Source organism: Kitasatospora sp. NA04385, assembly GCF_013364235.1.
In the GTDB taxonomy this organism is placed as follows: domain Bacteria; phylum Actinomycetota; class Actinomycetes; order Streptomycetales; family Streptomycetaceae; genus Kitasatospora.
Genome location: NZ_CP054919.1, coordinates 4720122 through 4741246, shown reverse-complemented (window position 1 = coordinate 4741246; position 21125 = coordinate 4720122). Strand labels below are relative to the sequence as shown.

18 protein-coding genes and 1 tRNA gene are annotated in these 21125 nt (G+C 74.5%); 8 read left to right on the top strand and 11 right to left on the bottom strand.

What is annotated here, in order from left to right:
* Positions 1-74 precede the first annotated feature (74 nt).
* Both HUT16_RS21250 and HUT16_RS21245 read left to right on the top strand, forming a co-directional pair.
* Positions 75-1406 carry a VWA domain-containing protein gene (locus HUT16_RS21250; RefSeq protein ID WP_254897919.1) on the top strand — a complete coding sequence of 444 codons (1332 nt, stop codon included), beginning with the start codon at positions 75-77 and terminating at the stop codon, positions 1404-1406.
* Between the two features lie 2 nt (positions 1407-1408).
* Entirely contained in the window at positions 1409-2335 is a 927-nt protein-coding gene (locus tag HUT16_RS21245) for a peptidase (protein WP_254897918.1), read from the top strand.
* A gap of 138 nt (positions 2336-2473) precedes the next feature.
* Here HUT16_RS21245 and HUT16_RS21240 read toward each other — a convergent pair whose 3' ends face one another.
* A complete protein-coding gene (locus HUT16_RS21240) occupies positions 2474-4666 on the bottom strand; it encodes a terpene synthase family protein (RefSeq protein ID WP_176189699.1) in 2193 nt (730 codons plus the stop codon).
* A 261-nt stretch (positions 4667-4927) separates the two neighbouring features.
* Here HUT16_RS21240 and HUT16_RS21235 point away from each other — a divergent pair, with 261 nt between their 5' ends.
* Both HUT16_RS21235 and HUT16_RS21230 read left to right on the top strand, forming a co-directional pair.
* The gene (locus HUT16_RS21235) at positions 4928-5995 is read left to right on the top strand and encodes an acyltransferase family protein (protein ID WP_176189698.1); all 1068 of its coding nucleotides are present in this window, start codon (positions 4928-4930) and stop codon (positions 5993-5995) included.
* Positions 5996-6081: 86 nt separating this feature from the next.
* Entirely contained in the window at positions 6082-6618 is a 537-nt protein-coding gene (locus HUT16_RS21230) for a hypothetical protein (protein WP_176189697.1), read from the top strand.
* A gap of 143 nt (positions 6619-6761) precedes the next feature.
* Here the strand turns inward: HUT16_RS21230 and HUT16_RS21225 are convergent, their stop codons facing one another.
* A complete protein-coding gene (locus HUT16_RS21225; protein ID WP_176189696.1) occupies positions 6762-7355 on the bottom strand; it encodes a hypothetical protein in 594 nt (197 codons plus the stop codon).
* A gap of 130 nt (positions 7356-7485) precedes the next feature.
* Between HUT16_RS21225 and HUT16_RS21220 the strand changes: the two genes are divergently transcribed.
* Both HUT16_RS21220 and HUT16_RS21215 read left to right on the top strand, forming a co-directional pair.
* Entirely contained in the window at positions 7486-8538 is a 1053-nt protein-coding gene (locus HUT16_RS21220) for a sensor histidine kinase (RefSeq protein WP_176189695.1), read from the top strand.
* Complete coding sequence (locus tag HUT16_RS21215; RefSeq protein ID WP_303392086.1) at positions 8535-9182, top strand: response regulator transcription factor; 648 nt, start codon at positions 8535-8537, stop codon at positions 9180-9182. The genes HUT16_RS21220 and HUT16_RS21215 overlap by 4 nt, the downstream gene beginning before the upstream one ends.
* Positions 9183-9504: 322 nt before the next feature.
* On the opposite strand, the gene HUT16_RS21210 is transcribed toward HUT16_RS21215, so the two are convergent.
* The 8 genes from HUT16_RS21210 to HUT16_RS21175 form a co-directional block, all read right to left on the bottom strand.
* A tRNA-Ala gene (locus tag HUT16_RS21210) sits at positions 9505-9581 on the bottom strand.
* 135 nt (positions 9582-9716) lie between these two features.
* The gene (gene glpR / locus HUT16_RS21205; RefSeq protein WP_176189694.1) at positions 9717-10799 is read right to left on the bottom strand and encodes a gephyrin-like molybdotransferase receptor GlpR; all 1083 of its coding nucleotides are present in this window, start codon (positions 10797-10799) and stop codon (positions 9717-9719) included.
* A gap of 150 nt (positions 10800-10949) precedes the next feature.
* Positions 10950-11576: a GNAT family N-acetyltransferase gene (locus HUT16_RS21200; RefSeq protein ID WP_176192785.1), complete on the bottom strand. Its 627-nt coding sequence runs from the start codon at positions 11574-11576 to the stop codon at positions 10950-10952.
* Entirely contained in the window at positions 11573-12073 is a 501-nt protein-coding gene (locus HUT16_RS21195; RefSeq protein WP_176189693.1) for a molybdenum cofactor biosynthesis protein B, read from the bottom strand. Before HUT16_RS21195 ends, HUT16_RS21200 begins: the two co-directional genes overlap by 4 nt.
* Positions 12070-12507, bottom strand: coding sequence for a cyclic pyranopterin monophosphate synthase MoaC (gene moaC, locus HUT16_RS21190; RefSeq protein WP_254898337.1), 438 nt, complete (start codon positions 12505-12507; stop codon positions 12070-12072). Before moaC ends, HUT16_RS21195 begins: the two co-directional genes overlap by 4 nt.
* Positions 12508-12623: 116 nt before the next feature.
* Positions 12624-13937 (bottom strand): gephyrin-like molybdotransferase Glp, encoded by a 1314-nt coding sequence (gene glp, locus HUT16_RS21185; RefSeq protein ID WP_176189691.1) that lies wholly within the window; start codon positions 13935-13937, stop codon positions 12624-12626.
* Positions 13938-13976: 39 nt separating this feature from the next.
* Complete coding sequence (gene galU / locus HUT16_RS21180) at positions 13977-14897, bottom strand: UTP--glucose-1-phosphate uridylyltransferase GalU (RefSeq protein ID WP_176189690.1); 921 nt, start codon at positions 14895-14897, stop codon at positions 13977-13979.
* 57 nt (positions 14898-14954) lie between these two features.
* A complete protein-coding gene (locus HUT16_RS21175) occupies positions 14955-15794 on the bottom strand; it encodes a GGDEF domain-containing protein (protein WP_176189689.1) in 840 nt (279 codons plus the stop codon).
* Between the two features lie 63 nt (positions 15795-15857).
* On the opposite strand from HUT16_RS21175, the gene HUT16_RS21170 reads away from it, so the two are divergent.
* Positions 15858-16445: a 5-formyltetrahydrofolate cyclo-ligase gene (locus tag HUT16_RS21170; RefSeq protein ID WP_254897916.1), complete on the top strand. Its 588-nt coding sequence runs from the start codon at positions 15858-15860 to the stop codon at positions 16443-16445.
* Between the two features lie 172 nt (positions 16446-16617).
* On the opposite strand, the gene HUT16_RS21165 is transcribed toward HUT16_RS21170, so the two are convergent.
* Positions 16618-19359 carry a penicillin acylase family protein gene (locus tag HUT16_RS21165; RefSeq protein ID WP_176189688.1) on the bottom strand — a complete coding sequence of 914 codons (2742 nt, stop codon included), beginning with the start codon at positions 19357-19359 and terminating at the stop codon, positions 16618-16620.
* Positions 19360-19576: 217 nt separating this feature from the next.
* Between HUT16_RS21165 and HUT16_RS21160 the strand changes: the two genes are divergently transcribed.
* Complete coding sequence (locus HUT16_RS21160; protein WP_176189687.1) at positions 19577-21118, top strand: potassium/proton antiporter; 1542 nt, start codon at positions 19577-19579, stop codon at positions 21116-21118.
* Positions 21119-21125: the final 7 nt, after the last annotated feature.

Here is a 21125-nt window from a genome sequence, read left to right as displayed (position 1 = left end):
CCCGTGCGTTCAGGGTAGGCGCCGCCCACCACCCGCGTTGGGCGGATCGAACTGACGGTCCCTAGGATCGGCGGGTGATCACAGCCACCACACCACGACGGACGGCCCGCGCGGCCGCCCTGCTCGGGGCCCTGACGATAGTCGTGGCCACCGGGCTGGGCGCCTTCCCCGCGCAGGCCGACGAGCCCGGGGCGCCGCCCGCCGCGACCGAGGCCCCCAAGGTCGACCTGATCCTGGACGGTTCGGGGTCGATGCGCACCACCGACATCCAGGGCAAGAGCCGGATGGAGGTCGCCCAGCAGTCGATCAACGAGGTGATCGACGCGCTGCCCGGGGAGACCGAGTTCGGCATCCGCACCCTCGGCGCGACCTACCCGGGCAACGACCAGAAGGAGGGCTGCAAGGACACCCAGCAGCTCTACCCCGTCGGCCGGACGAACAAGACGGAGGCCAAGACGGCCGTCGCCACCGTCCGTCCGACCGGCTGGACCCCGATCGGGATCGCGCTGCGCGCCGCCGCCCAGGACCTGGGCACCGGCCCGACCACCCGCCGGATCGTGCTGATCACCGACGGCGAGGACACCTGCGCCCCGCCGGATCCGTGCGACGTGGCCCGCGAACTGGCCAGCCAGGGCATCCACCTGGTGATCGACACCCTCGGCCTGGCGCACGACGACAAGACCCGGCAGCAGCTGCTCTGCATCGCCAACGCGACCGGCGGCACGTTCACCGACGTGCGCAGCCAGGAGCAGCTGACCAAGCGCGTCAAGCAGTTGGTCGAGCGCGCCCAGGACACCCACGCCGTCGCCCCGGCGAAGGTGGCCGGCGCCGACCGGTGCGCGGACGCCCCGATCCTGACGCCCGGCGTCTACACCGACCGGGAGAAGTTCTCCGAGCACCGGGTGTACCGGGTGCCGGTGAAGGCGGGCGAGGAGCTGCGCGCCTCGGTCAGCGTCACCCCGGACCGGGCCGTCGCCCGCGACTACGGGGTGCTGCTGCAGGCCACCGACACCACCGGCCAGGAGCTGGTGCGCGGCAGCGACGCCGGGTCGGGCCGCACCGACGTGGCGTCGACCGGCGTGCGCTGGTCCGCGTCCGAGGACGACTCCGACGCGGCCTCCGCCTCCCCGTCGAAGGGCTCGGGCTCCACGGCCGCCACCGCCCGGACGGTGTGCCTGGTGGTCAGCAACTCCTTCGCCCCGCAGGCGGCCGTGCAGGCCGACCCGGGCCTGCCGCTGGAGCTGACGGTGGACGTCGCCGCGGCCTCCCCGGCCCCGGACGGCCCCGCGATGGGCCTGGGCCGCGGCTGGATCCTGCTCGGTGTCCTGACCCTGGCCGGCCTGCTGGCCGGTCTGATCTTCGGCTGGCTGGCACGCTGGCGGATCGCCGTCTGGCGGGAGAACTGACGATGCGCACCTTCCGCACCGCCGCGGCCGCGGCCGCCGCGTTCACCGGCCTGCTCCTGCTGGCCCCGGCGCCGGCCTCCGCCGCGTCCCCGTCCGCCTCGCCGTCCGCGTCGGCGTCCGGCACCGCCAAGCCGGTGCTCAACTCGGTGGGCACCAGCTTCCTGACCGCGACCACCCTGGCCTCCGGCCAGGACGCGGACGTCCCGGTCTCCACCGGTGACTACCTGTACTGGGCGTTCCCCGCCGCCGAGGGCCAGACCCCGACCGTCCAGGTCAAGGTCACCCTGCCGGACGCGGCGGACCGGCACGGCGCGCAGACCTGGACGGTCGAGCTGTTCGACGGCCTGCGCCGCCGGCAGTCCTGCACCGCCGGGCCGCAGAACGGCACCGCCGAGCAGAGCGCGGCCACCCTGGAGCTGAGCTGCACGCTGCGGCAGATCCGCTCCTGGGCCGAGCCCTGGTCCGGCGACCCGCTGCCCGGCACGTACTACGTCCGGCTGTCCACCACGGACATCCCGCAGACCGACCTCGGCCTGGCCTCCACCGTCCACGTGCACGTCGCCACCAAGGGCGGCGCGGACGACGCCCAGCCCGAGGGCGGCTCGCTGAAGGACCCGCTGGTGCCGCCGGTGAACGCCGGTGCGACGGCGGCCGGGGCGGCGGCCACCCCGGCGCCGAGCGCGAGCGCGTCGTACGCCGCCGCGCCCGCCGAGGAGGAGGGCCACTGGTACTCGGACCTCTTCTCCGGCTGGAACACCCGCTGGTGGTGGACGGTCGCCGGCGGCGTCCTGGCCGCCCTCGCCGGTGTCCTCGGCTACACCCTCACCCGGCACCCCCGGGGCCACCGCCACCACCCGCGCCACCCGGCCCCGGCGCCCGTCCCGCACCAGGCGCCGCCGGCCCAGCCGCGGCAGGACAACTGGCAGTAGGACGCGCGCCATCCGCCCGGACCGGGGCGCGGGGGGCCACCCCCCGCGCCCCGGTTCTGCGTCTCGGCGGCCGGTGTCTCGGCGGCCGGTGTCTCGGCGGCCGGTGTCTCGGCGGTCGGTGTCTCAGCGGTCGGTGTCTCAGCGGCCGATGGTCTCCAGGATCCGCATCGCCGACGTGCCCAGTTCGGCCGGGACGGCGGTGCTCGGGGCGAAGTGCCGCCGCAGCGCGCCGTCCGTATACCGGACGCACCGCTGGTGCCAGTTGAGGACGGCGGCCATCCAGTCCTCCAGCTCGCGGACGTACCCGTCGAGGGCCTGCTCGGCCTCTCCCTCGATGGCGAAGTCCTGCTTGAGGAGCGGGAGTTCGCCCTCGACCACGTGCGCGAACTGGCTGAGCCGGGAGACCGCCAGGTCGGTCACGATGTCGACGGCGACGGCGCGCTCGCAGGAGAAGAAGTTCTCCACCACCCGGACCAGGTTGTGGAACTCGCCCTCGAACTCGACCTCCTTGCGGTACGAGTGCAGGTCGTTGACCAGGCAGCCGTAGTCCGCGGCGGAGTTCTCGATCGCCCGCAGGGTGCCGCTCGCGTAGACCTCCTCGGGGAGCACCCCGCCGCGGCCGATCCGGGCCAGGCCCATCGTCAGGTCGGAGCCGAAGGTGGCCCGGCGCATCTCGATGTAGTCGACCGGGTCGGGGATGCGGTTCTGGGCGGTGTTGGCGAGCTCCCAGAGCCAGCTGTCGAGCATGTCGCCGACGGCCTTGCGGAACGCGGCCCGGGCGCCCCGGTCGAACGGGGCGGTGGTGCGCCGCCAGAGGTCGGCGAGGCCCGCCTCCAGGGCGTTGCGCGGCTCGAACGGCAGGCTGCCGTCCAGCGTCATCAGCGCGTGCAGCCGCTCGTTGGCGGCCTTCGCGCCGGTCAGGTCCCGGGGGCGGCCGAAGACGGCGGGGTAGTAGTCGTCGGCGTAGGTGCCCCAGGTCAGCCAGGCGGAGGAGAGGTCGAGCTCGGCGGGGGTGGCGTCGGGGTCGATGCCCGCGGCGCACAGCGCGAAGTCGTAGTCGCGGAGCTTGCGCTCGTCCCAGACGTCGGACGCGGGGACGCCGGGCTCCGGGTCGAGCAGGCCGAACTCGCGGGCCCAGCGGACCACGTACTCCCGGGAGCCGTCCAGGTGCGGGCTGAGCGAGAGGGGGTACGGCATCGGGAGGACGGGCGACGGCACGGAACCGACCTTGCGGTACGGGGCGTGGACGAAGCTGCGCAGGCCGCGGACGCCCGCCGCGAGCCGGAGGTCGGCGGCGGAGGTGCCCAGGCCCCGGGGGCCGAGCGCGGGGGCGGCCGCGCCGCCGCCGTTCATGTACCGGCTGGAGCGCAGGTGCCACTCGTGGCCGCCGGACTGCCAGTCCTGCAGGCCCTTGACGTAGGCCAGGACCCGGGCGACCTCCCCCGGGTCGAGCGCGTGCTCGACCACCAGCGGGGCGAGTTCGGTGAGCGCGGTGTTCTCGAACTGCTGGAGCCGGGAGGTGAGCAGGTCGTTGACGGCGTCCGCGGCCTGCTGGGTGGAGCAGCCGAGGAAGGTCTCCAGCACCAGGACGCCGTTGGAGAGTTCGCCCTCCTCGCCGATCTCGCGCTCGTACGAGAACAGGTCGTTGCGCAGGTGCACGCCGTCCGAGAAGGCGTCCCGCAGGACGCGCAGCGGGCGGGAGTGCGCCACCGCCTCGGGCACCTCGGCGCCGGCCGCGTACTCCACCAGCCCGGCGGACCAGGGGGCGCCGCCGACCTTGCGGCGCATCTCGATGTACTCGACCGGGTTGGCGACCCGGCCCTCGTTGATGTTCGACAGCTCCCAGAGCGACTCGTTCAGCAGGTTCCTGGTCGACTCGGCGAACCTGGCCCGCCAGTCGGCCGACATGTGCGGGACGGTGCGCTGCCACAGGTCGGCCAGGCCGGCCTCGACCGGGTTGGTGGCCTCGGGGTAGCCGTCCGCGAGGTCCATCGGCATGAACGCGGGCAGCCGGTCCAGGTAGGCCTTGCCGCCCTCGCGGTCGAGGGTGCGCTTGAAGGTCTCCAGGAAGTGGTCGTCGAAGAAGAAGACCCAGGTGTACCAGTCCGTGACGAGGTTCAGCGCCTCGCTGTCGCAGTCCGGGTGGGTGTAGGAGCAGAGCAGCGCGTAGTCGTGCGAGTCGAGGTCGTGCTCCTCCCAGACGCCCGAGCCCTCCAGCATGCCGAAGCCGCGCGCCCAGTCCTTGGTGTGGACCCGGGCCTCCTCGTAGTGCGGGTTGATCCGGGCCGGGTACGGCACGTAGAAGTCCGGCAGTTCGAACGGCTGAGCCACTGGGTCCCGCCCCTTGTGCGTCTTGGTCTGCGTCTTGGTGTACGACTTGGTGTGCGTCGACGGAGATCGGCGCGCTGCCTAACGAGCCCGGGGGCCCGCGGTCACCGGTACCCCGCTGGGCCACTCGGATTCCACAATCCACTCGTACGGGTGAACCCCGCGCGTGCCGCCACCGCACCCCGGGGGAGCACTCGGCGGACCGGCGCCCGGCGGCGAGAATGGCGGTCCGTCCGAACGGATCCGCCCCGAGGAGGAGAGCCCGTGCTCGCCGAACCCCCGGTCACCCGACCGCAGACCGAGGACGCCGCGGGCGGCGCGGGGGGCGGGGGACGCGAGCCGTTCTTCGACCACGTGAAGCTGCTGGCGATGGTGCTGGTGGTGTGCGGGCACTTCTGGGAGCCGCTGGTGCGGGCGCCGGGGCACCGGGTGCTGCACGCCGGGTACCTGCTGGTGTACGCGTTCCACATGCCGGTGTTCGTGTTCGTCTCCGGCTGGTTCTCCCGGTCCTTCGCCGCCCGCCCGGACCAGCTCGGCCGGCTGCTGGGCGGCGTCCTGGCGCCCTACCTGCTGTGGACCACCCTGCTGGGGGCCTACACCGCCTGGCTGGACGGCGGGACGTTCGCGCTCGACCTGCTGACCCCGGTCTGGGTGACCTGGTTCCTGCTGTCGCTGTTCCTGTGGCGGCTGAGCGCCCCGCTCTGGCACCGGCTGCGCGCGCCGCTCACCACCGCCGCGGCCGTCTCGCTGCTGGCGGGGGCGCTGCCGCTGACGCCGCAGCTGTCGATCGGGCGGACGCTGCAACTGCTGCCGTTCTTCGTCGCCGGGCTGACCCTGGACCGCCGCCGGGTGCTCGCGCTGCGCGGCGACCGGCGGCTGCGGGCGGCCGCGCCGGCGGTGTTCGGGGCGGCCGCGCTCGCCGCGTACTGGCTGGTGCCGCGGCTGGACGCGGCCTGGTTCTACCGGAGTTCGAGCGCGGCCGGGCTGCACGCCGGCTACCCGCGCTGGCTGCTGGTGTCGCTGGGGATCAACCTGGCGGGGGCGCTGCTGGGCGCGGTGTTCCTGGCGCTGGTGCCGGTGCGGGCCGACCGCTCCGGGCGGTGGGCCGCGCTCGGCGCGGCGAGCATGGCGGCGTTCCTGGTGCACCCGTTCCTCCAGGAGGCGCTGGTGCACGCGGGCTGGTACGGGCGGGGCTTCCTGCCGACCGCGGCCGGGCAGGCGGTGCTGACCGCCGGTGCGGCGGCGCTGGCCCTGCTGCTGTGCACCCGGCCGGTCGCCCGGCCGCTGCGGCCGCTGCTGGCGCCCCGGCTGCGGCTGCTGCTGCGCGGGTAGCGGCCGACGGCGGCGGGCCCGGTGTTCGAGCCGTCTATGATCCCGGGAACACACCGTCCCGAGGGGCGGAGCACCGGGGGGTAGGGATGTCCGCTGTCCGCGCCTGGCACCGCAGGCCGTTGATCTGGGTCCTGGTCGTGCTGTTCGCCCTGGGCGGCGGCGTGGCCGGTGCCCGCGAGGCGTGGGGCGACTGCTGGCCGATGCACCCGCACGACGCCCGCGCGTACCGCCAGTACGACTGCGCCAACCTGGGCGGGCCCCGCAACCTGGCCACCCTGCTGCGCTACTACGGCGTGACGCTGCCCGCGGGGGCGGGCGGGGTGCGGTACTACAGCGACGACGACTCGGTCTCCGGCCCGGACGTCCTCTTCCTGCGCTTCACCGTCCCGGCCGGGACGGCCGCCGACTACCTGTCGGCCCTGCGCGCCACCGAGGCCGGCACCGACCCGGAGGCCGCCCTGCGGGACACCGCGGAGCTGCGCCGCCGCGACCGGGTCGACTGGACCTTCCCCGCCGACGTCCCCCACCGGGTGCTGACCTTCGGCCCCTCCCCCGCCGGCACCGCCGTCGCGTCCCCGGACGGCGACGCCACCACCGTCCTGCTGACCGTCCTGCACCCCTGACCCCGTCCGGATGGCGAAAACGGCTCCGGCCCGGTGGAGGGCGTCCACCTGCTCCCCGGCCGGGCCGGGGACGCGCCGCCGGTGGAACGGCCCGCCCAGGACGCCCGTTCGAAAGGTGGTCGTCGGCGGCACGGGAATCGGGTTCAAGCCCGCCGGCTGAGCCGTCGGACCGTCCCCGGCGCGGTCGGCCCGGCCGTCCGGCGGCGGTGGTAGGCGAGGGTGACGGCGGCGAGCAGCGGGGGCCACAGCAGCAGCGGGAGGTAGCAGGCCGCGAACAGCACCCGGGACCAACCGCTGACCTCCAGGTGGGAGTCGGGGGTGCCCTTGTCGCCGACGCTGGGGGTGAAGTGGACGTGGAACAGCAGCGGGTCGAGGACGTACCAGGCGGCGATCAGGGTCAGCAGGACGACGCCGGTCGCGGCGGGCAGGACCGCGGCCCGGACCGGGACGCGGCGCCCGCCCAGCAGCGGAACCCGGCGGGGCACCCGCTCGCCCCAGGGCTTGACCAGCCCGAGGGTGAGCAGCGCCAGGCCCTCGCTGACCAGCGAGAGTGCCAGCACGTACGCGTAGTCGGCGAGCGTGGAGCGGTGGCCGGGGTCGGCGGAATGGTCGACCCCGGCCGCTCCGGCGGTCATCAGCAGTCGCCACAGGCCGGAGGGCAGCACCGCCAGCGGGACGGCGTGGGCGGCGATCCGGGCCCAGCGGGGGGTGCCGGGGACGTACGTGGTGGTTCGCATGGGTCGAGCCTGCTGCGGCGGGGCGGGGTGCGGGCAGGTGCCGTTCGGCAGGCGGCGGGCGGCGCGGCGGGCCGCGGGGGTGCCGTTCGGCAGGGGCGCCGGGCGTCAACTGCCGCGTAGGGTCTGGTGCGTGCTGTTCGTTCTGCTTCCCGCTGCCGCCGCCGGGTGCGCGGCCCTGGCCGTGCTCGTCCGGTGGCCCCGGTCACGGGCGGCGCTGCCCGGTGCGACCGGTGCGGCGGCGGCGTGCTCGCTGGCGGTGACGGCCCTGCACCCGGACGGCGCGGGCGGCCCGCCGGCGGGGACGGTCGGCACCCTGGAGGCACTGCTGCTGGTGGCGCTGGTCGTGCCGACGGCCCGGTTCGCGCCGCCGCGCCGGGCGGTGCCCGCGGTGGCCGCCGCGGGCCTGGCGGCTGCCCTGTGGGTGCTGCGCAGCTGGTCGCCGGGGATGGGCGGGACGACGGCGGGCGGCTGCGCGTTCTGGTCGCTGGCGGCGGGGGCGGCCGCGGCGGGCGGCTGCTGGCTGCGGTCGCTGGACGGGCGGCGGGCCCGGGAGGCTCGGGAGGCGCGCCGCCGCCAGCGCCTCGAACTGGCCGCGGACCTGCACGACTTCGTGGCGCACGAGGTCAGCGAGATGCTGGCGCAGGCGCAGGCGGGCGGCTACCTCGGGGAGTCGGACCCGGCGGTCGCGGTGGCGGCGCTGCGGCGGATCGAGGAGGCGGGCCTGCGGGCGCTGGCCTCGATGGACCGGACGGTGCGGATGCTCCGCGAACAGGCCCCGCCGGCCGCCCCCGGTCTGGAGGAACTGCCGTCCCTGGTGGCCAGGTTCGGATCGGCGAACGGTGCGCCGGTGCACCTGGAGGTGGACCGGGAGCTGCCCGGCCGGGTGCCCCGGGAGCTGTCGGCGACGGCGTACCGGGTAGTGGTGGAGGCGCTCACCAACGTCCGCCGGCACGCCCCGGACGCACCGGTGACGGTCCGTGTCGAGGGCCCGTCGCCGCTGTTGGTGCGGGTGGGCAACGGCCGCCCCGGCGGCCGGGCCCGGCCGTCCGGCGGCCGCCGGGGCGGGATCGGGCTGGCGGGCCTGGCGGAGCGGGTGGCGGCGCTCGGCGGCACCCTGTCGGCGGGGCCGGACCGGGACGGCGGCTGGCTGCTGACCGCCGAACTGCCGGGCGGCGCGCGGTGATCCGGGTCCTGCTGGCGGACGACCAGGAGAGCATCCGCAGCGCGTTCCGGATGATCCTGGACGCCCAGCCCGACATCACCGTGGTCGGCGAGGCCGCCGACGGCGCGACCGCCCTGGAACTGGCCCGGCACCTGCGGCCGGACGTGGTGCTCGCCGACGTCCGGATGCCCCGGCTGGACGGCCTGGAGCTGACCAGGCGGCTGACCGCCGAGCCGGGGCCGGCCCCGATCCGGGTGGTCGTGGTGACGGTGTTCGACCTGGACGAGTACGTGCACGCGGCGCTGCGCGGCGGCGCGTCCGGGTTCCTGCTGAAGCGATCGGGCCCGGCCCTGCTGGTGGAGGCGGTGCGGGCGGCGACGGCGGGCGACACCCTGATCAGCCCGCAGGTGACCGTCCGGTTGCTGCGCGAGCTGGCCCGCCCTCCGGTCGGCCCGGCGGCGCACCCGCTGACGGACCGGGAGACCGAGGTGGTCCGGCTGGCCGCCCGGGGCCGGACCAACGCGGAGATCGCCGCCGAGCTGTTCCTCGCCCCGGGCACCGTCAAGAACCACCTGGCGGCGGTGCAGCAGAAGCTCGGCGTCCGCAACCGGGTCGCGGTCGCCGCCTGGGCCTGGGAGCACGGCCTGTGCCGCCCCGCGGACTGAGCGGGAGGAGCGGGCGGGCCCGGCCGCAGCCGTCCGGCCGTACGAATTGCGCAAGCCGTTGTTTCGACGAGTCCATGGGCCGGGCGTCCGTCCGGGGTGCTGCGGGGCCCGGCGTCAGGAGCGGGGCGGTCCGTCGGACGCCCGCAGGCCGTCCAGCAGTTCGGCCTGGCCGGTGATCACGCCGCCCGGGATCGCCCGGGCCACCGCGAGGAGTTCGGCGACCTGCGGGCCGGTGAGGCGGTAATCGCGCGGCGACCCGCCCCGGCGCGAATGCCCCCGGAATGCGAGAAATCCCGCCCGGTCTCCCGGGCGGGATTTCTGTTGGTGGAGCTGAGGGGATTCGAACCCCTGACCCCCTCGATGCGAACGAGGTGCGCTACCGGACTGCGCCACAGCCCCAACAAGAAAGAACTCTATCACCTCTGCCGGGGTACTCGTGACCATGATCGGCACGCCCGGGCCGCGGGGTGCCGGGGGACGCGAACGCCCCGGCGCAGGTGGGGCGTTGCGGCCGGGGCGGGCGGGTGGAGCGGGTCACTCGTTGGCGGCGCGGGGGCGGGTGCTCCAGTCGGCCGCGGGCTGGGCCGGCTGGGCCGGTTCGCCGTACTGGTCGAAGAGCGGGGTCGCCGGGCGGCCGGAGTCCCAGGTGTTGGGGGCCGAGAGGTCGAGGCCCCGGGTGGTGCGGGGGGCCACGGGGGCGGTGACGTAGGTGGGGAGCGGGACGGGGACGGGCTCCCAGGAGTCCGGCCCGGCGGCGGCGCGGGCGCGGACGCCGTCGGCCCACTCCTCGTGCTCGGTGGCCTCGGCCAGCACGGTCGCCCGGGTGGTGCTCGGGTCCGCGGCGGGGGCGGCCGGGGCGGTGCCGNGCGCGGTGCGGGCGGCGGACGGCTCGGCGGCCGGGCGGGCGGCCCGCTCGCGCTCCCGTTCGCGCAGCCGCTCGGCGGCCTGCGCGGCCCTGGCCCGGTCGAACTTGACCTCGTAGCGCTGCCGCTCCAGCCGGCGCAGGTGGCCGATGTAGAGGGTGAGCAGCACGCCGGGGACGGCGGGCACCCAGAGGAAGGCGAAGCCGGCCACCGCGGCGACCACGGCGCCCAGCGCGAAGGCGAGGAACAGCATGGTGACCATCCGGCGCCGCCGGGCGAGCAGCCTGGCCCGCCGCTCGGCGGAGCGCCGGTCGTCGAGTTCGCGCTCGCGCTCCCGCTCGCTCCGGGCCTCGGCGGGCTTCGGCGCGGCGGTCGGCTCCGCGGCGGTCGGCTCCGCGGTGGACCCGGTCGCCGGTCCGGCCGCGGGCCCGGTGCCGTCCCGGGCGGTGGGCCGGGTGGCCGCGTCCGCCGGGTCGGGGGCGCGGTCGGCCGCCGGGCCGCCCGCGGAATCGGCGAACGCCCCGTCCGGGTCGTCCCCGGCGGGGTGCTGCTGGTCGTCGGCGGTCTGGTCGCCGAGAGCCCGGGCCGCGCGCCGCTCCATGGCCGATCGACCGGCCAGCAGGCGGATCGCGGTACTGAAGCGTTCCGTCGGACGCGACTCGTTGAGCTCGTCCTGCCTGCGGAGCCACATCGGCACCAGATAGGCAGCCCAGGCCCCTACGATGACCGCGTAGATAAGGCCGCTACTGCTCACGTTTCACACGGTACGGGCGCGGGCGAAGGCACTGCAGCAATTTGGCGCGGCGTGTCGTGTGATCAAGCTGATTCTCAGACTATTTTGCCGGTATTTGTGACGGCTCGACCCGACCCCGATGCCATATCGATATCAATTTCGAACAAGTATTCAATTCTCCTGCGGCGGCCGGTTCCTGAGCGCGTGCCAGCGGTGCAGCAGCCCGTCGGCGGCCTCGTCGGCGGTCAGCGCGTACACCAGGTGGTCGCGCCAGTCGCCGTCGATGTGCAGGTAGCGCGGGCGGAGCCCCTCCTCGCGGAAGCCGAGCTTCTCCACCACCCGGCGGCTGGGCCGGTTCTCGGGGCGGATGCACACCTCGATCCGGTGCAGGCCCAGGTCGCGGAAGCAGTGGTCGACGGCGAGCGCGACGGCGGTGGGCATGATGCCGCGCCCGGCGACCGCCTCGTCCACCCAGTAGCCGACGTTGGCCGAGCACATCGAGCCCCAGGTGATCCCGCCGACCGTCAACTGGCCGACCAGGCGGCCCTGGTGGAGCACCACGAAGGGCAGCATTCGGCCGGCCGCGGCCTCGGCCCGCAGGTAGCGGACCATCTGCCGGTAGGTGGGCCGGGGCAGCGGGGAGCGGCCGGGCGGGACGGGCGGCACGGTGGCCTCCCAGCGGCGCAGCCAGTCCCGGTTGCGGCGGCTGACCTCCTGCCACTCGGCCTGGTCGCGGCGGCGGATGGGCCGCAGCACGACGTCCCCCTCGGCCAGTTCGACGGGCCAGCCGGCGTTCAGCGCGCGCTCCCGGAGGGATCGGTGGGTCGCGGATGGTCGCCGCCTGCCAACTGGTCGACGGCGTGCGGCAGCAGCGGGGCGAGCACGGCCAGGCCGTCGCGGACGCCGCCGGTGGAGCCGGGCAGGTTGACCACCAGGGTGCGCCCGGCCAGGCCGGCCAGGCCGCGGGAGAGCGCCGCGGTGGGCACCTTCTCCCGGCCGTGCGCGCGGATCGCCTCGGGGATGCCGGGGATCTGCCGGTCGATCACCCGGGCGGTCATCTCGGGCGTGAGGTCCTGCGGGGAGATGCCGGTGCCGCCGGTGGTCAGCACCACGTCGTACCCGGCGGCGACGGCCCCGCGCAGCGCCGCCTCGACCGGCTCGCCGTCCGGGACGACCAGCGGGCCGTCGGTCTCGAAGCCCATCCCGCGCAGACCGGCGACCAGCAGCGGGCCGCCGCGGTCCTCGTACACGCCGGCCGAGGCCCGGTTGGAGACGGTGACGGCGAGCGCCCTCACGCTTCCTCCCCGCGGTGCCAGTCGCCGCTCTTGCCGCCGGTCTTGCTGAGCACCCGGACGTCCTCGATGGCGGCGGCCTTGTCGACCGCCTTGACCATGTCGATGACGGTGAGCGCGGCGGTGGCGACGGCGGTCAGCGCCTCCATCTCGACGCCGGTGCGGTCGGCGGTGCGGACGGTGGCGGTGATCTCGACCGCGGTGTCGGTGACGGCCAGGTCGACGGTGGTGCCGGTGAGCGCGATGGGGTGGCAGAGCGGGATCAGCTCGGGCGTCCGCTTGGCGCCCATGATCCCGGCGATCCGGGCCACCGCGAGCGCGTCGCCCTTGGGGACGCCCTCGCCGCGCAGCAGTTCCACCACCCGGGGGGCGACCCGGACGCGGCCGGCCGCCACCGCGACCCGGGTGGTGGCGGCCTTCTCGGAGACGTCGACCATCCGGGCGGCGCCGGTGTGGTCGACGTGGGTGAGGCGGTCGCCGGGGGGTGTGTCGGTCACGAGTGGGCTCCAGTGGCACGGTGCGAATCTCGCGCTACCGTACAACCCCCGCCCGGTCAGTCCGTGAGAAGGACCACATCGACGGCGCTCCCCGCGGGCAGCGCGGTGACGTCCTCGGGCACGGTGATCAGGCAGTCGGCCTTGGCCAGCGCCCCGACCAGGTGCGATCCCTCGCCGCCCACCGGGGAGACGGTGCCCGCCGCCGGGTCGTACCGGCCGCGCAGGAACTGCCGCCGCCCGGCCGGGGAGCGAAGCGCCGCGGTGGTCGCGGCCCGCACCACCGGGCGGTGCACGTCGGGGGCGCCGAGCATGGTGCGGATGACCGGGCGGACGAACAGCTCGAAGGAGATGTACGCGCTGACCGGGTTGCCGGGCAGCGCGAGCAGCGGCACGCCGGGGCCCGCGCCGATCCGGCCGAAGCCCTGCGGCTTGCCCGGCTGCATCCGCAACCGGCGGAAGTCCACCCCGCCGTAGTCGGCGAACACCTCCTTGACCACGTCGTACGCGCCGACCGAGACGCCGCCGCTGGTGACGATCAGGTCGGCCCGGCCGAGCTGGTCCTCCAGCACGGCGCGCAGGGTGTCGGCCTCGTCGGGGACGCCGCCGACCCGGAAGGCGACGGCGCCGGCGGCGATCGCGGCGGCGGTCAGGGTGAAGGAGTTGGAGTCGTGGATCCGGCCCGGTCCGGCGCTCTCGCCGGGCTGGACGAGCTCGCTGCCGGTGGACAGCACGACCACCCGGGGGCGGGGCGCGACCCGGACGGTGCCGCGGCCGATCGCGGCCAGCAGGCCGAGCTGGGTGGGGCCGAGCACGGTGCCGGCCTCCAGCACGGTGTCGCCGGCGGTGACGTCGCTGCCCCGGCGGCGGACGTGCGCGCCCTCGGCGACCGGGCGCAGCACCCGGACCTCCTCGTCCGCGACGGGCGCGCCCATCGCGTCGGCGGCCTGGCCGGTGCCGCTGCCGCCGTCGGTCCACTCGACCGGGGCGACCGCCTCGGCGCCGGGCGGGACGGGGGCGCCGGTCATGATCCGGGCGGCCTGGCCGGGGCCGACCCGGGGCAGCTCGGCGGCGCCGGCCGCGATGTCGCCGACCACGGCCAGCACCGACGGGTACTGCTCGGTGGCGCGCACGGTGTCGGCGGTGCGCAGCGCGTAGCCGTCCATCGAGCTGTTGTCGAAGGGCGGCAGGTCGTCGTCGGCCCGCACGTCCTCGGCGAGCCGGCAGCCCTGGGCGTCCAGCAGCTGCAGTTCGATGGGCGGCAGCGGGGCGACCGCGGCGAGGACGTCGGCGAGGTGCTCGTCGACGGTCCACAGGCGCGGTGAGGCCGGGGAGCCGGCTCCCTCGCAGCAGGGGTCGTGCTTCCCGGTCATCGCCTCACGCTCGCCTTCGGTGCCCGTCTTCGTGGTGGATCAGCCCTGCATCTCGGTGGCGACGAACTGCCGCAGCCAGCTGCGGAACTCGGGGCCGAGGTCGTCGCGCTCGGCGGCCAGCCGGACGATCGCCCGCAGGTAGTCGGCCCGGTCGCCGGTGTCGTAGCGGCGGCCCGTGAACAGCACGCCGTGCACCGGGCCGCCGGTGCTCTCGTCCCGGGCGGCCAACTCGCGCAGCGCGTCGGTCAGCTGGATCTCGCCGCCGCGGCCGGGCGGGGTCTCGCGCAGCACGTCGAAGACCGCCGGGTCGAGGACGTAGCGGCCGATGACGGCGTAGTTGGAGGGGGCGTCGGCGGTGTCGGGCTTCTCCACCAGGTCGGTGACCTGGAAGACGTCCCCGCCGAGGTCGGTGGCCTTCACGGCCGCGCAGCCGTACAGGTGGATCTGGGCCGGGTCGACCTCCATCAACGCGACGACGGAGCCGCCGAGTTCCTGCTGCACCTCGATCATCCGGGACAGCAGCGGGTCGCGCGGGTCGATCAGGTCGTCGCCCAGCAGGACGGCGAAGGGCTGGCCGGCGACGTGCTGCTCGGCGACCGAGACGGCGTGGCCCAGGCCCTTGGGGTCGCCCTGGCGGACGTAGTGCATGCTGGCGAGCTGCACGGACTCCTGCACCCGGCGCAGCCGCTCCTGGTCGCCCTTGCGGCTGAGCAGCTCCTCCAGCTCGTAGGCGCGGTCGAAGTGGTCTTCCAGAGCACGCTTGTTGCGACCGGTGACCATCAGTATGTCGGACAGGCCGGCGGCGGAAGCCTCCTCCACCACGTACTGGATGGCCGGCTTGTCGACGACCGGCAGCATCTCCTTCGGCGTGGCCTTGGTGGCGGGGAGGAACCTGGTGCCGAGGCCGGCGGCCGGGACGACTGCCTTGGTGACCGGCTGGCGGGCGTGCTTGTTCGTCATGCGTCGACCTTACTAAGGCGGGCATTCCACCCTGCTGAGAGCGGAGTGAATCGATGGTTAGGGCCTGTCACCTGTCGGGCCCGGTCCGACGGTGGTCGCGTGCGGGGTGAGGGGTGCCCCGCCGGGGCCGGAAGACACCTTACCCGGCGCGGATGAGGCGTTCGGACCGGTCAGCTCGGCCGGGAGCTGCTCGGTGGAGCGCCAGCAGTCCCCGCCGGCGGCTCGCGCGGCGGCCAGTGCCCGGTCGGCGGCCCGCAGCAGCAGCGCCGCGTGGGCGCCGTCCCGGGGCAGCACCGCCAGGCCGACCGAGGCGGTCAGGCCGCTGCGCTCGTCCGGATCGGCGCTCTCGCCCGGGTGACGGTCCGTCAGCCGGTGCCGCCGCACCGACCAGCACAGCCGCTCGGCGACCTGCGCGGCGCCCTCCGCTCCGGTGTCCGGCAGCAGGGCCAGGAACTCCTCCCCGCCGTATCGGCCCAGGGTGTCGCAGCCGCGGATCTCCATCGCCAGGCGCTGGGCGAGGTCCCGGAGCATGGTGTTGGCCCGGGCCCGGCCGTGCTCGGCGACCACCGCGTCGAAGCCGGCCACCTCCACCAGCAGCACCGCCAGCGGGCGGGGGTCGATCGCGGTGGCCTCGGCCCGGCGGGCGCGTTCGATCTCGCGGTCCAGGGTCAGCTGCAGGTGGCGGTAGTTCCACACGCCGGTCAGCGGGTCGCAGGAGGCGGTGCGCGCCAGTTCGTCCCGTTCCTCCGTCAGTTCCGCGATCTTCGCCAGAAGTTCCTCCTCGCGGGCGCCGTCCTCGGCCCGGCACCGGCGGCGGCGCAGCGCGAGGACGCCGGCGGCGGCCGGGGCGGCCGCGCCGAGCGCGGCCAGGGCCTGGAGCAGGAGCGGGGTGGACATGCGGCGGCCTCGGCGTGTCAGGCTCGTGTCACTGCACGGGACAGAGCTGAGAGGAATCGAACGGTGACTGCGGATCGGTTGTCCAACGACAAGGCGGCGCTGAGGTCACGGCTGCTCGCCGAACGGCGGGCGCTGGGCGGCCCGGAGCGCTCCGCCGCGGCGGAGGCCCTGGCCGGGCACGCCGCCGCGCTGGTGCCGCCGGGCGGGACGGTCGCCGCGTACGTCTCGGTCGGCGCGGAGCCCGGCACCCGTCCGCTGCTGCGCGCCCTCGCCGGTGCCGGGGTCCGGGTGCTGCTGCCCGTGCTGCTGCCCGACAACGACCTGGACTGGGCCCCGTACGAGGGCGACGACCGGCTCTCCCCCGCCGCCCGCGGCCTGCTCGAACCCACCGCGGCCCGGCTCGGCCCCGACGCCGTCCTCACCGCGGACGTCGTCCTGCTGCCCGGCCTGGCCGTCGACCGGCGCGGCGTCCGCCTCGGCCGCGGTGGCGGCTCCTACGACCGCGTCCTGGCCCGCCTCGCCCGCGGCGGCGCGGAGCCGCTGCTGGCGACGCTGCTGTACCCGCACGAGCTGTGCGGGGCCGTGCCGGCCGAGCCGCACGACCTGCCGGTGCACGCGGTGGTGACCCCGGAGGGCGTGACGCGTTTCTGATTCCAGGGGCTCGGGGAACGGCGGGCCCGGGGCTGCTGGCGGTGCACTGCCGCCCGGCGCAGCTGCTTCCGGTTCCTGTTTACGGCACGCAGCAGCACGGACACTCCGATGGGCTCCGGCCGCCAGCAGCACGGACTCGCCGTTCCCCGAGCCCCTGAGGGGGCTAGAGGTCTCAGTTGGTCAGGGTCAGGGTGTTCTTGCCGGCCTTGGTGACCGCGTCCTTGGTGTAGGCCCAGGGCAGGAGCTGGCCGGAGGCCCAGAGTTCGGTCTGGTCGTTGTAGTTGGTGTGGAAGGCGTGGCCGGAGGCGCCGCCGACGTTGATCCAGCGGGAGGAGTCGAAGTCGCTGAGGTCGACGACCATCCGCATGGAGGGGATCCAGTCGACGTCGTAGCCGGCGGCGGCGTTCCAGCCGGTGGCGTCGACGGCGGCGCTGCCGCCGGAGAGCTTGTAGGGGCCGCGGTTGAGGAGCTTGTGGACCAGGCCGGAGGCGATCGAGGAGTCGTCGCTGCCGAGGGTGGGCTCCTGCAGGGTGAGCTGGTGCAGGCGGCCCCAGCTCCAGGTGGAGATGTCCTTGCTGAGGCGCGAGGTGAGGTCCTGGCGGGCGTCCTTGAGCGCCTCGGCGAGCAGGTTGTCGAGGCCCTGCTGCTGCTGGTGGTCGGAGTCGATGTACTCCCACCAGGGCGACTTCGGGTCCTTGAGCAGCTCGCGGACGACCTCCGTCCAGCGGTCGCCGCCGTCCGGCTGGGCCTGCGAGGCCTTGCGGGTGCCGCACTCGGTGACGGCCTGCGCGGCGCCGCCGAGGGCGTCGTCGGGCAGGGTGTTGTCGCGCTTCTGGCGCACCAGCAGGCAGTCGCCCTCGACCCGGAGGTCGGCCGGGAACTTCTGGCCGAAGGCGAGGGTGAGCAGGGCCCGCCAGACGCCGTTGTAGTAGGCGGCGGCGGCGGAGTCGGCGTCCTGGTGGTAGTTCCAGTCCTTGAGCAGGTCCTGGGCCTCGCGCACGTACGGGTCGTCGATCTTGACCTTGAGCAGCAGCGGGACGAGCTCCTTGGCCATCACGCTGGTGTTGTCGAGCTGGATGGACTGCATGTCGTCCAGCGAGATCTTGCCGCCGTTCTTCAGCTTGTCCTGGATCTGGTCGGCGATCTCCTTGGCGCGGGTGCCGTACTCCCAGTCGGTGGTGAGCAGCGGCTTGTAGGTCTCGTCGACGACGGCCTGGTTGGCCGTGACGATGTAGCCCTCGGGCGGGTTGTACGCGTAGGGCAGCGACTTGAACGGCAGGTAGGAGGCGTTCCAGGCGTAGGCGGAGTCCCAGCCGGGGGCGGGGTAGCGGCCGTCGCCCTTGCCGCGGACCGGGATCAGGCCGGGGGCCTGGTAGCCGATGTTGCCCTTGGTGTCGGCGTAGATCAGGTTCTGCGCGGGGACGGCGAAGTCCTGCGCGGCGGACCGGAAGGTGGCGAAGTCGGTGGCCTTGTCGAGCTTGAAGACGGCGTCCATGGTCTTGCCGGGGACGAGCGCGGTCCAGCGCAGGGCGACGCCGTAGCCGGCGGCCCGGTCGGGGGCGGCGTTGCCGGCGGGGGCGTACTGGCCGACCTTCTGGTCGTCGGAGGACTGGTCGGAGATCAGCGGCATGCCGTCCTGGGTGGTGCGGACGGTGATGGTGTGGTCGTCGCCGCCAGCCACCTTGATGGTCTCCTTGCGGACGGTGAACTTCACGTCCTTGCCGTCGAGGAGGTAGGTGTCGGGGCCGGTGACCTTCTCCAGGTACAGGTCGGTGACGTCGGCGCCGAGGTTGGTGAAGCCCCAGGCGACGTCCTTGTTGTGGCCGATGACCACGCCGGGCATCCCGGCGAAGGTGTAGCCGGCGGTGTCGTAGCCGCAGGTCGGCGAGACGGTGCGGCAGTGCAGGCCCATCTGGTACCAGATGGACGGCATGCCGGGGCCGAGGTGCGGGTCGTTGGCCAGCATCGGCTTGCCGGTGGTGGTGTTGGCGCCGGACACCACCCAGGAGTTGGAGCCGATGCCCTGGCCCTGCGGGCCGAGCAGCTGCGGGAGCGCGGCGACCCGGTCGGAGACGCCGCTGATCAGGGCCTGGGTCACGGCCCGGGCCTGCGAGCTGTCCGCGGGGGCGGCGCCGCCGGGCACGGCGGGCACCGTGGTGCCCTCGCCGGGGATGTAGGTGCCGTCGGCGGAGAGCTTGCCGGTCTTGACGATCGTCCCGTTGCGGTCGTACGGGTAGTCGGGGTAGAGCTGCGCGACCTGCTCGGTGGTGAAGTCCTGGGTGAGCAGCGAGCGGTCGATCTCCTCCTGCATGTTGCCGGACAGGCTCCAGGCCATCGCCTTGAGCCAGGCGACCGAGTCGACCGGGTCCCACTTCTCGGGCTGGTAGCCGGAGTTGACCGTGCCGAGCAGCGCGTACTCGAGCGAGGCGCCGGCCCCGCCGGGGTGCTCGGCGAGCCAGGCGTTGACGCCCTCGGTGTAGGCGGTCAGGTTGCGCTTGGTGTCCTCGGACAGGACGGTGTCCCACTCCTTCTGGGCGACCTGGCGCCAGCCCATGGTGCGCAGGAAGGTGTCGTTCTCGACCGAGGAGGAGCCGAACATCTCGGAGAGCCGGCCGAAGGTGATGTGCCGGCGGACGTCCATCTCCCAGAACCGGTCCTGGGCCTGGACGTAGCCCTGGGCGCGGAACAGGTCGGCGTCGGTGTCGGCGTACAGCTGCGGGATGCCCTTGTCGTCGCGGACCACGTCCACCGGCGCGGACATGCCGGCCACCTTGACGGTGCCGCTGACCTGCGGGAAGGAGGAGCGAACGGTGTCCACCGCCCACCAGCCGCCGCCTACCAGACCCGCGATCAGCAGCACGGCGAGCAGGATCATGATCAGACGTGCGCGCCGGAACTTCTTCGAGCGGGGCATCCGAGTCCTTGTATGAGGGAGCGTGCGGCCGTGACAGGTCACCACATTAGGGCGAGCCCCCCGGCGGCCGTGCACGGGGGACACCGGCGGCGGTTCGAGGGCTCCGCAGGACCCTACCCGGCGGGGACGAATGAAGGGACTAGCGTAAAGATCAAGTAAAATGTTAGGATGGGTAACGATCCGTCAGCCGCCCCTTCCCTGCCCGAGGTGCCCCTGCGTGACCGTTGACCACCTGAACGCCCTGCTGCTCGAGTCCGCCGTGATCCTGCTGTTCGCCGTGGGGGCGGTGCGGATCTCCACCCGCTCGGGGCTGCCCTCGCTGCTGATCTACCTCGGCATCGGCGTCGCCCTCGGCCAGAACGGCATCGGCATAAGCTTCAACAACGCCGAACTCACCCAGGTCATGGGCTACGCGGCCCTGGTGGTCATCCTCGCCGAGGGCGGGCTCAAGACCAGCTGGCGGTCCATCAAGCCGGTGGTCCCGGCCGCCGCCGTGCTGGCCACCCTGGGCGTCGCGGTCTCGGTGTTCGTCACCGCCGCCGGCGCGCACTGGCTGGTCGGCCTGGAGTGGCGCACCGCGCTGCTGCTCGGCGCGATCGTCTCCTCCACCGACGCCGCGGCGGTCTTCTCGGTGCTGCGGATGGTGCCGCTGCCCAAGCGGCTGACCGGCCTGCTGGAGGCGGAGTCCGGCTTCAACGACGCACCCGTGGTGATCCTGGTGGTCGCCTTCGCCACGGCCGGCGAGCTCGACCCCTGGTACGTGCTGGTCGGCACCATCGTCGTCGAGCTGGTGATCGGCGCGGCCGTCGGCTGCGCGGTGGGCAAGCTCGGCGCGTACGCGGTGCGGCGGGTCGCGCTGCCGTCCTCCGGCCTGTACCCGATCGCGGTGCTGGCGCTGATCGTGCTCGCCTACGCGGGCGGCGCGCTGCTGCACGCCTCCGGCTTCCTCGCCGCGTACATCGCCTCGGTGATCCTCGGGAACTCCAAGCTGCCGCACGGCCCCGCGGTGCGCGGCTTCGCCGACGGGCTGGCCTGGATCGGCCAGATCGGCATGTTCGTGCTGCTCGGCCTGCTGGTGACGCCCGCCAGCATGGGCTCCGCGCTGGTGCCGGGGCTGGTGGCCGGCGCGGTGCTGGTGTTCGTCGCCCGGCCGCTGTCGGTGCTGCTGACCATGACGCCGTTCCGGATCCCCTGGCAGGAGCAGGCGCTGCTGTCCTGGGCCGGGCTGCGCGGCGCGGTGCCGATCGTGCTCGCCACCATCCCGCTGGTGACCGGCGCGACCGACGCCCAGCAGCTGTTCAACGTGGTCTTCATCCTGGTGGTGGTCTTCACCCTGCTCCAGGGCCCGACCCTGCCGCTGGTCGCCAGGTGGCTGAAGATCGGCGAGGGCGACATCGGCCAGGACCTGGGCATCGAGTCCGCGCCGCTGGAGAAGCTGCACGGCCACCTGCTGTCCGTCCAGCTCTCCCCCGGCTCCCGGATGTCCGGCGTCGAGGTCTCCGAGCTGCGCCTGCCCAAGGGCGCCGCCGTCACCCTGGTGGTCCGCGAGGGCTCCAGCTTCGTCCCGGACCGGATGACGGTGCTGCGCGAGGGCGACGAACTGCTGGTGGTCACCACCGACGAGGTCTCCGGGGCCGCCGAGCGCCGGCTGCGCGCCGTCGACCGGGGCGGCAAGCTCGCCGGGTGGCTGCACAACGCGGAGGCGCCGCCCGCCGACAACCGGCGCGCGCCTTCCAAGGCCAGGAAGAAGACCGGCTGAACCGCCG